Here is a 13,834-nt window from a genome sequence, read left to right as displayed (position 1 = left end):
GGGAGGTAGCCTGTGGTTCTACTACTTCCCGATACAAAAGGATCCAAAGATCTTTCCAAGCAGGTCGTCGCTGGTAAATTCGCCGGTGATTTCGCTTAGGTGATGTTGAACAAGACGTAACTCTTCGGCGAGCAGTTCGCCAGCTTGAAATACTTCGAGTTGCTCTTGCCCGGAGAGTAAGTGGGATTTGGCGCGTTCGATGGCGTCGAGATGGCGGCGGCGCGCCATAAAGCCACCTTCCATACTGTTATTAAAGCCCATGCATGCTTTTAAGTGCTCGCGCAATGATTCAATGCCGGCACCCGTTGATGCGCTTAAAGCGACCAGAGGGATGCCTTGGTACTCATGGTAGCCCTTGTTTTCGTGGGTTTGATCGATTTTGTTGCGTATGACGGTAAAGGGCAAATGGTCCGGCAAACGGGCGAAGAACTCAGGCCATATATCATCGGGGTGAATGGCATCGGTTTCGGTGCTGTCCACCATAAACAAAACCCGATCGGCTTGTTCTATCTCGGCCCACGCGCGCTCAATGCCAATTTGCTCTACTTTATCCGGACTTTCCCGCAGGCCTGCTGTGTCGATGATGTGCAGGGGCATTCCATCAATTTGAATATGCTCACGCAGGACATCGCGGGTGGTGCCCGCGATATCGGTCACAATGGCCGATTCTCGCCCAGCTAAGGCATTTAACAGTGATGATTTACCGGCATTCGGACGACCCGCGATAACCACGCGCATGCCCTCACGGAGCAGGCTGCCTTGCTTTGCTTCGGCTTCTACGCGTAATAGTGAATCTATAATTTCTTCCAGATCGGCGGCGACTTTTCCGTCACTGAGAAAATCGACTTCTTCGTCGGGGAAATCAATCGCCGCTTCCACATACATGCGAAGATGAATCACCGCATCAACGAGTTGATCAATGCGATGTGAGAATTCACCTTGCAGGCTTTGTAGCGCCATACGAGCCGCTTGCTCGGAGGTTGTATCGATAAGATCGGCAATGGCTTCTGCTTGGGCGAGATCGAGTTTGTCGTTAAGAAACGCACGCTCGCTAAATTCACCAGGGCGGGCTAAACGAGCGACACCGGTGGCTAGAATAGCTTTGATGAGCATATCAATCACGACAGGACCGCCATGCCCTTGCAGTTCGAGCACATCTTCACCGGTAAAGGAGTTCGGACCGGCAAAATAAAGGGCAATGCCCTGATCGATGAGCTGGCCCTGCGCATCACGAAAACCGGTATAATCGGCGTAACGGGGCTTGGGACAATGACCTAACAATTGTTCTGCAATGCTTTTTGCATGCGGTCCGCTGACACGTACAATTCCGACACCGCCTTTTCCTGGCGGTGTGGCTTGAGCAACAATGGTGTCGTTTAGCAGGTCGAGCTCACTCATGGTTAATTCGATTTGGATAACTGTTGTTGCGCTTCATGTTCTTCAATAACATCGCGCAAGGCCTTCGCTAAGGGTTCGGCCAAGTCTGCATGTTGTAGGTGTAACCAATGATACAGTAGGAGTTCTTCTAGATTAGGCGTCAGTTGGTATACGCCGCGAATATTCATTCGTTCCAAGACAATACTGGCGACATCGCCGGGAAGTACAGCGACATCGCTGCGTCCACTCTCTAAGCGCTTAAAGATTTGCTCGATCGTGGCCACTTCCGTGTATGGCAAATTACCAAGACGACTAACCACGACTTGCATCCCACGAACGGTGTCGATGCGTAGGTCTTGTAAGTCGGCGTAAGAGCGCACTTTCAAATCGGGGTTACTGGTAAACACGGTAACGGTGACAGGTTGTAAGGGCACGTCGATTTTTACTAAATTGGGGAACAAGGTTTCGGCTTCAGAGGTACGAGCAAGTTCCGCATCGACTATGCGGCCGCGGTTGGCTTCGTATTCACTGCGTTCGTAGGGTAAAGACAGCAGGCGGGTGCGGACACCTATGCGTCGATATGCTTCTTGCACTAACTGATACGTTGGGTGTGATGAATCAACGTCGCTTAAGGTGCCAATAACAATCTCGCGTTCCGATGCAAATGCTGAGTGTGTGCCCAGTGCAACAAGCAGGCTACACAGTCCTGCAATCATTCCTTTTGCAATTGTATTTATCACTCCACATATCCTCTGGCTGTAAAAAAGCCCGGCTTCCTGCCGGGCTTTACTACGTTAAGTTGCGTCCGATCAGGCTTTTTTCTTGTTTCCTAACCCTTGTTTATCGATTTGCCGGTAGATGTATGTCATCTGGGTAATCGAAATCAGGTTACTTACTAACCAGTATAATACCAGACCTGCAGGGAAAAACAGGAAGAATACTGTAAATACGACCGGCATGTACTGAAGGATCTTCGCTTGCATCGGATCCGTTACCGGCGTTGGCTGCAAGCGTTGCATAAGGTACATACTCGCACCCATCAGCAGCGGTAATATAAAGTACGGGTCTCGGCTCGATAAGTCGTTAATCCACAGCATGAAATCGGCGTGGCGAATTTCCGGACTTTCCAGAAGTACCCAGTATAGTGCTAAGAATATAGGCAATTGCAGCAACATCGGCAAACAACCACCGAGAGGATTCACTTTCTCCTCTTTGTACATTTTCATCATGGCTTGCGACATTTTCTGCCGATCATCGCCAAAACGTTCCTTCATTTCTTTCATGCGAGGTGCAATTTTACGCATCTTCGCCATAGACACATACTGCGCTTTGGTGAGTGGGTAAAGCAAACTTTTCACCACGATGGTCACCAAAATAATGGCCAAGCCCCAGTTATGCACGAAAGATTGCAGGAAAGACAGTAACCAATAGATAGGTTGTGCCAGCCACCAGAGAAAGCCGTAATCAACGGTCAGGTTCAAATGCTGGGCAATTTCACGTAAACGCGCCTGATCTTTCGGACCTGTGTAAAGCACGCTGTTAAGCTCAAGTACTTCTCCCGGCGCCACAGTGGTTTGTGGACCAATGAAACCAATCATGGCTTCGTCAAGAGCGTTGCTGTTGCTGTACAGGCGGTTGGTGACGTCTTGATCAGGAACCCAAGCGGTCACAAAGTAATGTTCAAGCATGGCGACCCAGCCTGCAGGCGTGTTCTGACTTAGGTTGCGGTCACGAATATCGCCGAAGCTGTATTTACGGTAGCGGTTGCCATCGCTCGAGTAGGCGGCACCACGGTAGGTCGGCATAAACATACTGCCACGACCACCATTTAACATGGTCTGTTTGAGTTGCCCATAAAACGATACAGTTTTTGTGTTTTCGCTGTTGTTCTCTACACGATAGCCAACTTTAACCGCATAATCGCCGCGATTAAACGTGAACAATTTGGTGATTTCGGTGCCATCATCAAGGGTGTAGTGCAAAGGAACGGTGAGGGTATCGCCTTCTAAGGCAAATTCGGTTTGGTCAACGCGATACAGCGGTCGCTCTTCGCGATTGTCGATGCCATCTGGGCCAATTAGACCACTTTGGGCCACATGTAATTCACCGGGACGTTGGAAAAGGATGGTATAGCGCTCATCTTCGCCAAGTGTTTCCGCATGATTAAGCAACTCAGTGCGAATAATATCGCCGCCGCGTAAGCTAATTTCAACGCGTTGGGTGTCTGTATTGACGAAAATGCTGCGGCCCATGGTTGCGGTTGTCTCTGCACCGGCTGGAACGCTTGCATCAGAACCCTCTGCTACGGGAACATCTGCGTCGCCCATAGGTACGTCCGCATCGCGAGGTTGAATTTGCTCCGCAGGGGCAGAGGTAGGATCAATCCCAGGGGTTGTGGCGGCGTCTTTGATTAGCCATTGCTGGTACATAAAAAATGATAAGACCAGTAAGGCAATAACCAGAATTGTACGTTGCGAATCCATAGTTACTTTGTCTCTCGTTGCGTTTTTTGGGTTTCCGCGTTGCGTTTCTTCTCGGGAACCGGATCAAAACCACCCGGATGCCCGGGATGACATTTACTTATGCGACGTATGGCGAGCAAACTGCCTTTAAATGGGCCGTGGCGCTTAAGCGCAACCATGGCGTATTCTGAGCAGGTTGGTAAAAATCGGCAGCGCGGACCCAACAGCGGGCTAATCACCAGCTGGTATATTCGGATCAGTAACGTCATGACTCCGACGAGTATTGCGTACAACGCTTGCTTAATTTTCGCCATAAATAGTTTAACAAATCACTCAGGGCTTGATTATCCAAATCGTTCACCCCGGGCTTAGCGATGACGATAATATCAAAGCCCGACAATTTATGCTGCTGTAAACGGAAAGTTTCGCGCATGATTCGCTTGATTCGGTTTCTATCCACGGCTTTTTTGGCGACTTTTTTACTGACAGTAGTGCCTAAACGAGGATAATTCCGATCATTAGGTTTTGCGAGCATGGTGAGCTGCGTGCTCACTGCTTTCACGGGAGGGGAGTTGAATACGTTTTGAAAATCTGCGGGAGTTAACAGACGTAACTCCCGAGAGTATGAATACTGATTCACTCAGCAGCCTGAGCTAGTTGCTAGTTAAGCAGCCAGACGCTTCCGTCCCTTGGCACGACGGCGGGCCAAAACTTGACGGCCATTTTTTGTTGCCATGCGTGCACGGAAGCCATGAGTACGCTTGCGTTTCAGTACGCTTGGTTGAAATGTTCTTTTCATTGCTGTAATTCCGTAGCTGGTATGTCGTTCAAAATGAGCGCGGATTCTACCCGTAAAATCGATCCCTGTCAAATAGGATCAGAAAAAAATGCCTGTGGATAAGTCTGCTTTTCTGGGGTCAAAACACTGGCGTCCACCCCTTTAATTCCGTACAATGGAGAGTCCGGTTTCATGTGGTAAGAAACAACGATCTCGTAGAGGATCGGGGGATCAGGAATCGACCATTTGCTCGTTATGATTTGGTTCCTAGTTTTAGTTATCATGCCCAAATAATAAGAACAGGAGTTCGCCGGTGACGGTTAACGGTACAACATACATTCACGAGGTCTGCTGTGAGTAATCCATTATGGCAAGAGTGTGCTGCTCGCTTGCAAAATGAATTACCTGCTCAGCAGTTCAGCACTTGGATTCGTCCACTACAAGCAGACTTCGAGAACAATACATTGTTTTTGTATGCCCCAAACACCTATGTGATGGATTGGGTTAAAGACAAGTACCTAAAACAAATTATGACCTTCATGCGTGCCGAGGGCGGTGAGCAATCGCCGAATGTTGAGCTACGCGTGGGGGGTGCTCGTAAAGTGAGTGCGCCGGCTGCGAAAACGAACGGTGTAAATGGTGCTACGGCGGATGTGCCCACCGACAATTCAGAACCGCAAACTGAAGTTGAAAACACTAGCCGTAAGAAATCGAATTTAAAGCAAGGTGAACGCCCGGTTTCGTTGCAACACAGTAATTTGCAGCCGAACCACACCTTTGACAATTTCGTTGAAGGTAAATCAAACCAACTGGCCCGCGCCGCTGCGCTACAAGTCGCCGAAAACCCAGGTAAGGCTTATAACCCTCTGTTTATTTATGGAGGAACGGGTCTGGGTAAAACCCATTTGTTACATTCCATTGGTAACGGCATTCTAAAAAACAAGCCAGACGCGAAAGTGTATTACCTGCGCGCTGAACGCTTTGTGCAAGACATGGTGTATGCCATGAAGCATAATAAAATCGACAACTTTAAAGAGAGTTATCGCAGCGTCGATGCATTGCTGATTGATGATGTGCAGTTTTTTGCCAAGAAAGAGCACTTTCAAGATGAGTTCTTTCACACGTTCAATTGGCTTCTTGAGGGAAATCAACAGGTTATACTAACAAGTGACGTGTACCCAAAAGAGATCGAAGGCGTTGATGAACGATTGAAGTCGCGTTTTGGCTGGGGATTAACGGTGGCTATTGAGCCGCCAGAATTACCTACTCGGGTGGCTATCCTTGAACGGAAAGCGGAAGAGCGAAAAATTAAGCTCCCCCATGAAGTGGCCTTCTTTATCGCCAAGCGCTTGCGCTCTAATGTTCGGGAGCTGGAAGGGGCATTAAATCGCGTAATCGCTAACGTGACGCTTACTGGCCGCGACATTACGATTGATTTCGTGAAAGAAGCACTGCGCGATCTTATTGCTGCACAGGAACGCCTTGTTACCATCGACAACATTCAGCGCACGGTCGCTGAATATTACAATATTAAAGTATCTGATTTAATTTCGAAGCGACGTAGCCGCTCCATTGCGCGTCCGCGGCAAGTGGCGATGGCGTTGGCAAAAGAGTTAACCAATCATAGTTTGCCGGAAATTGGCGACGCTTTTGGTGGTCGGGATCACACCACGGTGCTGCATGCCTGCCGAAAAGTGAAAGAGCTGATTGAATCGGATCACGAAATACAAGAAGACTACCGTAACCTGAACCGTACGTTATCGGTTTGATGCAGGTGTTAACGAATAAAAATAAAGGGAGCGAACCCCATGAAATTCACAATTAGCCGAGATGCACTGCTGAAGCCGTTGCAGGTGGTTAGCGGAGCTGTTGAACGCCGAAACACCTTACCTATATTAAGTAATGTACTTATTCAGGTCACGGATGAGCAGTTGCGCATGACCGGGACCGATTTAGAAGTGGAGTTGGTATCGGATGTGGGTCTCGATGACGCTACCCCAGGGGATGTAACGGTACCCGCGAAAAAGCTTCTTGATATTGTGCGGAGTCTTCCGGAAGGTGCGGATGTGAAATTTGAGGCAAGCGACGACAAAGTGATTGTACGCGCGAGCCGGAGTCGATTCACGCTAAGTAGTCTTCCTGCCTCTGATTTCCCGAATATCGATGAGTGGGAAAGTGAGATTCAAATTGAGATGAGTCAGGGCGAGCTAAAAGCGCTGATGGAAAAGACCCATTTCTCCATGGCAAATCAAGACGTTCGCTACTACCTCAACGGGATGTTGTTTGAAGTAAACGACGACGTGTTGCGTACGGTTGCCACAGACGGCCACCGGTTGGCCTTAGCCGCGGTTGGCTTGGAACAAAGCGGACTGCCACATAAGCAAGTGATTGTGCCACGTAAAGGAGTAACAGAACTGCTGCGATTGCTGGCTGATGACGATGCCCCGGTATCTTTATCCCTTGGCCAGAATCATATTCGTGTAAGCACCGGCAGCATGACCTTTACCAGCAAACTGCTCGATGGCCGATTCCCTGATTATCGACGTGTATTGCCTCAGGGCGGCGATCGTATTGTTGTCGCGGATCGTGACCTATTGCGCCAAAGCTGTGTACGGGCATCGATTTTATCCAATGAAAAATTCCGTGGCGTTCGCATGGGTCTATCTGCAAATGAAGTTGTGCTCACGGCGAATAACCCAGAGCAAGAACAAGCAGAAGAAAAGCTGGAAGTTGAGTACGGCGGCGAATCATTTGAAATTGGATTTAACATCACCTATTTGCTCGATGTTCTAAACGCGATTGAAGGGGAGCAAGTGAAGCTTACCTTAAGCGACCCTAATAGCAGTGCCATCGTGGAAGACAATGCCGACGATGGTGCGCTCTACGTTGTGATGCCGATGCGCCTTTAGTGGGTGCTCGGCGCCGCTGAGCTAATATGCATATTCATCAGTTAATTATTGAGCATTTTCGTAATATTGAGCGCGCCGAGTTAACGCCCTGTCCAAGAATTAATGTGATTTGTGGAGAGAATGGCAGCGGAAAGACAAGCTTACTTGAGGCCATTTATAGTTTAGGGTTTGGACGTTCTTTTCGAACGCATCAAGTTCGACAAATCGTGCAAGACGAGAGTGATAGCTATACCCTGTTTGCGCGGATTCAACCGTCGACGGAAGATAAAGATTTACACTATCGGATTGGGTTTCGCCGACAACGCAACGGTGACACCGAGATTCGTTTAAATGGTGAGGCCGAAAAACGTTTTAGTGCGCTAGCACGTTTAATTCCGGTACAGTTAATTACACCCGAGGGTGTAGAGTTGGTTACCGATGGTCCGCGCTTGCGGCGGCAGTATATGGATTGGGGATTGTTCCACGTGGAACACAGCCATTATAGCGATTGGCTCACTTTTTCCCGACTGCTAAAACAACGCAATAGTTTGTTGAAACAACGCGACTTTGATCAACAAGGCGGGGCCTATTGGGATCAACAACTGGCGGATGCAGGGGAGCGTGTCACCCGTGCCCGCGCAGAATATTTAGATGGCTTAAATGCAAGACTGAACCAGTATTGCCATCAGTTTTTGCCCCAGTATCATTTTGAATTTCGATTGATGCCAGGCTGGAACGAAGCGCAGAGCCTAGCCGAGGCGCTTGCGGATAAGCTGGAATTGGATAAGCGCCAAGGTTATACCAGCGTGGGTCCAAATAAGGCAGAATGGCAAATTAGGGCCGATGGCGTAGACGCTCGCGAGCGTCTTTCCAGAGGGCAGTTAAAATTGTTGGTCGCCGCGCTGCGTTTAGTGCAGGGGGCCGATTACCAAGAACGCCGTGGGCAGCCTTGTGTGTTCTTGGTGGACGATCTCCCCGCGGAGCTCGACCAAGCGAACCAAAAGCGACTATGCGATGCATTAGTTGCCAGTGGAAGTCAGGTGTTCGTAACAACGATAGATGAAGAAAAATTAGAAAACTATTTTGCGAATACCGAAACCCGATTGTTCCACGTGGAACATGGAGCAATCAAAGTTGATTAAACAGGAATAATGTATGTCTGCTAGTAACTACGATCAATCGAGTATTAAAGTCCTCAAGGGTCTAGATGCGGTACGTAAGCGACCCGGAATGTACATCGGTGATACCGATGACGGGACTGGCTTGCACCATATGGTGTTCGAAGTTGTCGATAACTCTATCGATGAAGCGCTGGCAGGACACTGTAGTGAGATTTACGTCACAGTTCACTCTGATGGTTCGGTGTCGGTACGAGATGACGGCCGAGGCATTCCTGTTGAGATGCACGAGGAAGAAGGTGTCTCTGCAGCTCAGGTTATTATGACGGTGTTGCATGCGGGCGGTAAGTTCGATGACAACTCTTATAAAGTCTCCGGTGGATTGCACGGCGTTGGTGTTTCTGTAGTGAATGCGTTATCCGCAAAGCTGACCCTCACCATCCAGCGTGAAGGTAAAATTTGGAAGCAAAACTACACCCACGGTAACCCAGATTCCGATATCGTCGCCATTGGCGAAACAACCAAAAAGGGTACCGAGATTCGTTTTTGGCCAAGCCACGAAACCTTCACCAACACCGAGTTCCATTACGATATTCTAGCTAAACGTGTTCGGGAGCTCAGTTTCTTGAACTCAGGTGTGTCGATACATTTGGTGGATGAGCGCAGCGATCGCAAAGACCACTTTAAATACGATGGTGGTATCGCGGCATTTGTAAGCTATTTGAACGATAAGAAAACACCGATTCATCCAAAGGTATTCCAGTTCTCTGTTGAACGGGAAGACGGCATTTCTGTAGAAGTAGGCTTGCAATGGAATGACTCCTTCCAAGAGCATATCTATTGCTTTACCAATACGATTCCCCAGCGCGATGGCGGAACCCACATGGCTGGTTTCCGGGCGGCCCTAACCCGCACCCTAAACAGCTATATGGAGAAAGAGGGCTTTGCAGCCAAAGCAAAGACCAGCGCCACTGGAGATGATGCACGGGAAGGTTTAACGGCCGTTATTTCAGTGAAGGTTCCTGATCCTAAGTTCTCCTCGCAAACGAAAGACAAGCTAGTGTCTTCGGAAGTGAAGAGTGCGGTTGAGCAGGCAATGAACGAACATTTGAATAACTTCCTGCTCGAGAATCCAACCGATGCCAAAGTGATTGTACAGAAAATTATCGATGCTGCTCGGGCCCGTGAAGCTGCGCGCAAAGCGCGAGAAATGACACGACGCAAAGGCGCGTTAGATTTGGCAGGTCTGCCAGGTAAATTGGCCGATTGCCAAGAGAAAGATCCAGCATTATCTGAACTCTATATTGTGGAGGGTGATTCTGCGGGCGGCTCTGCGAAGCAGGGACGTAATCGTAAGAATCAAGCAATCCTTCCGCTGAAAGGTAAAATTCTAAACGTCGAGAAAGCTCGCTTCGATAAGATGTTATCGTCGCAAGAAGTGGCAACACTGATTACCGCACTTGGTTGTGGCATCGGTCGCGATGAATACAATCCAGATAAAACCCGTTATCACCGCATAATTATCATGACGGATGCGGACGTGGATGGCTCACACATTCGCACCTTATTGTTGACCTTCTTCTATCGGCAAATGCCGGAATTGGTTGAACGCGGATATATCTATATTGCGCAGCCACCCCTTTATAAAGTGAAAAAGGGCAAGCAAGAAACCTATATTAAAGACGACCCAGGTTTGATTCAGTACCTCACTAGCTTAGCGCTTGATCGTGCGTCTTTGCACGTGAATGCAGAGGCGCCAGGCATTACCGGTGTCGCTCTGGAGAAAATGGTACGAGACTACCAATTCGCAATGGATACCATTAATCGCTTAAGTCGTCGTTTGCCCAAACATGTGCTGTCACGATTGGTGTATGCAGAGCGGTTAACTGCGGAAAACTTAAAAGACGAAGCCTTTGTGAATCGCTGGGCGGAAACCTTCACCCAAGATTTGATGGATAAAGAGAAAGATTCTGCCTCTTATGAAATCAAAGTTGTCACTGACGAAGACCGCGGTGCCTATCTGCCGGTGGTTCGGTTACGCCGTCACGGTGTGTATACCGACTTCCCATTAACCTATGAGTTCTTAGTGAGCCGCGATTACGACCGATTGGCTTCGGTAGGAACCGAGATTAATGGTTTAATGGAAGAGGGTGGTTACGTGCAGCGGGGCGAGAAAGTTCAGCATGCAGCCGATTTCGTTGAAGCAATCGAATGGCTCATTAGCGAATCGAAGCGTGGTCTTTATATTCAACGCTACAAAGGTTTGGGTGAAATGAACCCTAGCCAACTGTGGGAAACGACGATGGATCCAGAGACTCGTCGCATGTTGCAAGTAACCATTGAAGACGCTATCGCGTGTGACCAATTGTTCACAACCTTAATGGGTGATCAGGTCGAGCCGCGCCGTGCCTTTATTGAAAGTAATGCACTGAAAGTAGCAAACCTTGATGTCTAGGTTCGGTTTTGCTGCGATGTTCCACGTGGAACATCGCATGTAGAACATGCAGCCGACACAATGAAACCTATAAAAAAGGCAGACCCTCAGGGTCTGCCTTTTTGTTTGTTTAGCCCTTGGCCCACCACTACCATGTGAGCACCATCGCGGTAATACCGCCAATGGACGCCAACAACGCCGCCATCGGAAGGGTAAAGCGCATCACTTGGCCTTCCTGACCTTGAATGTTCACCGTGGCGCCGGCAGCAATAATGTTATGAGGGCAAATCATGTTGCCTATGGCGGCGCCGTAAGTTTGCGCACCCAGCAATGGGAAGGTAGGGTTCCCGGAAGCATGCGCAGCAGATTGCTGAAATTCGCTGAACAGGATATTGGATGACGTGGCCGACCCGGTAATAAAGGTGCCGAGTACACCAATCCACACCGACCAGAACGGCCAGGCGGCCCCGGTAAAGGCAGCAACATACTCACCTAACAACGCGATGGCGCCAAGATGCAACAGCACACGCGACAACAGAATCATGACAAATAGCGCCGCAGATACGAAAAGTAACCTTACCGCGGCGTTTGTTATGGCGCGACCTAGTTGGGACGGGGTTGCCCTTTGCACGAGGGACGCCAGTACGAAAGCCAAGAGCAACATGGTGCCTGGATGATAGGCATAGGCAAAAGACCCTGAGTAGCCACGCCACTGCCACATCAATGTCATAGATTGCAGGTAGACCTTTATCGAAGGCTCAAGACGGGTAACGAGAACGAGTGCAATTAATATAAGATAGGGTGCCAAAGCTTTCATGGCACCCATGCTGGATTCAGTGCGGGTATCCAGTTCCGACTTTATCATCGCATCTGGTTTGGATACGAAGCGCATCCCTAGTATAAAAGCAGAACCCCCTAGAATAGCACCGAGCAAGGAGGGAAGTTCAGGGCCGGTCCAAATCGCGAACAGGGTAAACGGCAGCAGAAAAGTGAGCGCGGCGAAACTGCCCATGGCAACGACATGACTTCGATGAACTCCGTTTCGGTGAGTCGTCAACGGCGCGCCTTGATGTTGGTAGTGGACAAAACAGAACCAACACAACGCTATTGCAAGTACAAAGCCAGCAGGCCATGCAAAGGGTACCGCTGCTTGTGCAAGCAGTAACTCAGAATGCTGTAACAGAATGGACTGGGTAATGACAGGCGTACCCACGGCACCAAACATAACCCCTAAACTATGTCCCCATAACGCGAGTACCACAGCCATCACTGGCCGGTATCCTGCGGCGACCAAAAAGGGAGCGGCAAGGGCGGCTGAGGTACCAAATCCTGCAGCGCCTTCCATAAATAGAGAAAAGAACCAGGCTACAAATAGGCCGCTTACCCGTGGGTCCGGATGCAACCGCGCAAGCAGATCTTGAATGGCTTTTAGTGCCCCTGTGGCTTGTTGCAAATAGAAGATACAGAGGGCGCCAAAAATAATCCACAATATGCTGATGCTTGTTATCAAACTCTCAAGGGCAGAGCCGGGAACGATATCTGACGCCATCCCATGCAAGCTCACCCCAAGCAAGCTTGGTAGCACAGCCACGCTCATACAGAAAGAGATAAAGCCCGCTTTCAGGGCGCTCCAACGCAGGCCTATCATGCCGACCAAAATAACGATAAACGGCATACATAGGGCGAAGATAAATAGAACAGGGCTATCCATTAATGGCCTGCAAGTTTCTCTGCAGTAACCTGATACAAGTGACCAACCCCATGTTGAAACGCGGATACGTTACCAAGGGTGGTATCGGCAATGTTTTTCAACGCCTCACGGGTAAAGAAGCCTTGATGACCTGTAATCAGAACATTAGGGAAGGTGAGTAGACGCATAAACACATCATCTTGAATGACTTGTGAGGAGAGATCCGAGAAAAACAAATCGCCTTCTTCTTCGTAAACATCTAATCCTAGGGCGCCCAATTGCCCGGATTTAAGCGCTTGGATGGCCGCCTTGGTATCCACCATTTTGCCGCGACTAGTGTTTATTAGCATCACGCCCTTCTTGCAGGCGTCTAGCACTTCTGCATTAATAAGATGATGTGTTTGTGGTGTCAGCGGGCAATGCAAAGAAATAATATCGGCGTTGGCAATCAGATCCGCCATAGACGCTAACTGAAACTCCGCTTGCGCTTCCTCGCTTGGCTCTGGGTCGCTTACTAACACATGACATCCCATAGCGTGCATAATACGCGCAAATATAAGGCCAATCTTACCTGCACCCACAACTCCCACGGTTTTACCCGCAAGATCAAAGCCGAGCAATCCATCTAGCGCGAAATTCCCTTCGCGCACGCGATTGTATGCACGATGGGTTTTACGATTCAGGGTGAGTATTAACGCCAAGGCGTGCTCCGCTACCGCGTGGGGGGAATAGGCGGGAACGCGTGCTACGGTAATTCCCAGTTGTTCTGCGGTTACCAAGTCGACGTTATTAAAGCCAGCGCAGCGCAACACAATAAGCTCGGTGCCACCGGCTTTCAAAAGCTCAAGCACGTGCTTGTTCACGATGTCATTGACGAAAACACAAACGGCAGTGTAACCCTGTGCTAACTTCGCAGAGTCTTGATTGAGCGGCAACTCAAAGAATGTCATGTCGTGGGCATGACCGGCGTTAGCCTGAGTAAATGAATTTCGGTCGTAGGTTTTGCTGCTAAAAAATGCGATTTTCATGGCAATCCTCAATCAGAGATTTACCCAAGTATAGTATCGAATTCCCTCCTGTGATCTAT

At 49.2% G+C, this 13,834-nt stretch carries 12 protein-coding genes; 4 read left to right on the top strand and 8 right to left on the bottom strand.

Features of this window, described 5'->3' with window-relative positions:
* Nucleotides 1-21 precede the first annotated feature (21 nt).
* The 6 genes from mnmE to rpmH all read right to left on the bottom strand — a co-directional run bounded on the left by mnmE (nucleotide 22) and on the right by rpmH (nucleotide 4,638).
* Nucleotides 22-1,398 (bottom strand): tRNA uridine-5-carboxymethylaminomethyl(34) synthesis GTPase MnmE, encoded by a 1,377-nt coding sequence (gene mnmE, locus HXZ99_RS06865; RefSeq protein ID WP_194756541.1) that lies wholly within the window; start codon nucleotides 1,396-1,398, stop codon nucleotides 22-24.
* 2 nt (nucleotides 1,399-1,400) lie between these two features.
* Nucleotides 1,401-2,117 (bottom strand): type 2 periplasmic-binding domain-containing protein, encoded by a 717-nt coding sequence (locus HXZ99_RS06860; RefSeq protein ID WP_194756540.1) that lies wholly within the window; start codon nucleotides 2,115-2,117, stop codon nucleotides 1,401-1,403.
* 69 nt (nucleotides 2,118-2,186) lie between these two features.
* On the bottom strand, nucleotides 2,187-3,860 hold the full coding sequence (yidC, locus tag HXZ99_RS06855) for a membrane protein insertase YidC (protein WP_194756539.1): 1,674 nt from the start codon (nucleotides 3,858-3,860) through the stop codon (nucleotides 2,187-2,189).
* 2 nt (nucleotides 3,861-3,862) lie between these two features.
* Nucleotides 3,863-4,153: a membrane protein insertion efficiency factor YidD gene (gene yidD, locus HXZ99_RS06850; protein ID WP_194756538.1), complete on the bottom strand. Its 291-nt coding sequence runs from the start codon at nucleotides 4,151-4,153 to the stop codon at nucleotides 3,863-3,865.
* Nucleotides 4,105-4,479, bottom strand: a complete 375-nt coding sequence (rnpA, locus tag HXZ99_RS06845; RefSeq protein ID WP_194756537.1) for a ribonuclease P protein component — start codon at nucleotides 4,477-4,479, stop codon at nucleotides 4,105-4,107. Before rnpA ends, yidD begins: the two co-directional genes overlap by 49 nt.
* A gap of 24 nt (nucleotides 4,480-4,503) precedes the next feature.
* Nucleotides 4,504-4,638 carry a 50S ribosomal protein L34 gene (gene rpmH, locus HXZ99_RS06840; RefSeq protein ID WP_143235735.1) on the bottom strand — a complete coding sequence of 45 codons (135 nt, stop codon included), beginning with the start codon at nucleotides 4,636-4,638 and terminating at the stop codon, nucleotides 4,504-4,506.
* A gap of 332 nt (nucleotides 4,639-4,970) precedes the next feature.
* Here rpmH and dnaA point away from each other — a divergent pair, with 332 nt between their 5' ends.
* From dnaA to gyrB, 4 genes are read left to right on the top strand one after another with little or no spacing between them, the layout of a single operon-like run.
* Nucleotides 4,971-6,386, top strand: a complete 1,416-nt coding sequence (dnaA, locus tag HXZ99_RS06835) for a chromosomal replication initiator protein DnaA (protein WP_194756536.1) — start codon at nucleotides 4,971-4,973, stop codon at nucleotides 6,384-6,386.
* Nucleotides 6,387-6,425: 39 nt separating this feature from the next.
* Nucleotides 6,426-7,526, top strand: a complete 1,101-nt coding sequence (gene dnaN, locus HXZ99_RS06830) for a DNA polymerase III subunit beta (protein WP_194756535.1) — start codon at nucleotides 6,426-6,428, stop codon at nucleotides 7,524-7,526.
* A gap of 26 nt (nucleotides 7,527-7,552) precedes the next feature.
* A complete protein-coding gene (gene recF, locus HXZ99_RS06825; protein ID WP_194756534.1) occupies nucleotides 7,553-8,647 on the top strand; it encodes a DNA replication/repair protein RecF in 1,095 nt (364 codons plus the stop codon).
* Nucleotides 8,648-8,660: 13 nt separating this feature from the next.
* On the top strand, nucleotides 8,661-11,078 hold the full coding sequence (gene gyrB / locus HXZ99_RS06820) for a DNA topoisomerase (ATP-hydrolyzing) subunit B (RefSeq protein ID WP_194756533.1): 2,418 nt from the start codon (nucleotides 8,661-8,663) through the stop codon (nucleotides 11,076-11,078).
* A gap of 127 nt (nucleotides 11,079-11,205) precedes the next feature.
* Here the strand turns inward: gyrB and HXZ99_RS06815 are convergent, their stop codons facing one another.
* Nucleotides 11,206-12,768: an L-lactate permease gene (locus HXZ99_RS06815; RefSeq protein WP_194756532.1), complete on the bottom strand. Its 1,563-nt coding sequence runs from the start codon at nucleotides 12,766-12,768 to the stop codon at nucleotides 11,206-11,208.
* Entirely contained in the window at nucleotides 12,768-13,775 is a 1,008-nt protein-coding gene (locus HXZ99_RS06810; RefSeq protein ID WP_194756531.1) for a 2-hydroxyacid dehydrogenase, read from the bottom strand. Before HXZ99_RS06810 ends, HXZ99_RS06815 begins: the two co-directional genes overlap by 1 nt.
* Nucleotides 13,776-13,834 lie beyond the last annotated feature (59 nt).

Origin of the sequence: Aliidiomarina indica, from assembly GCF_015354615.1 — a bacterium.
GTDB lineage: Bacteria > Pseudomonadota > Gammaproteobacteria > Enterobacterales > Alteromonadaceae > Aliidiomarina > Aliidiomarina indica.
This window is presented reverse-complemented; position numbering and strand designations above follow the sequence as displayed.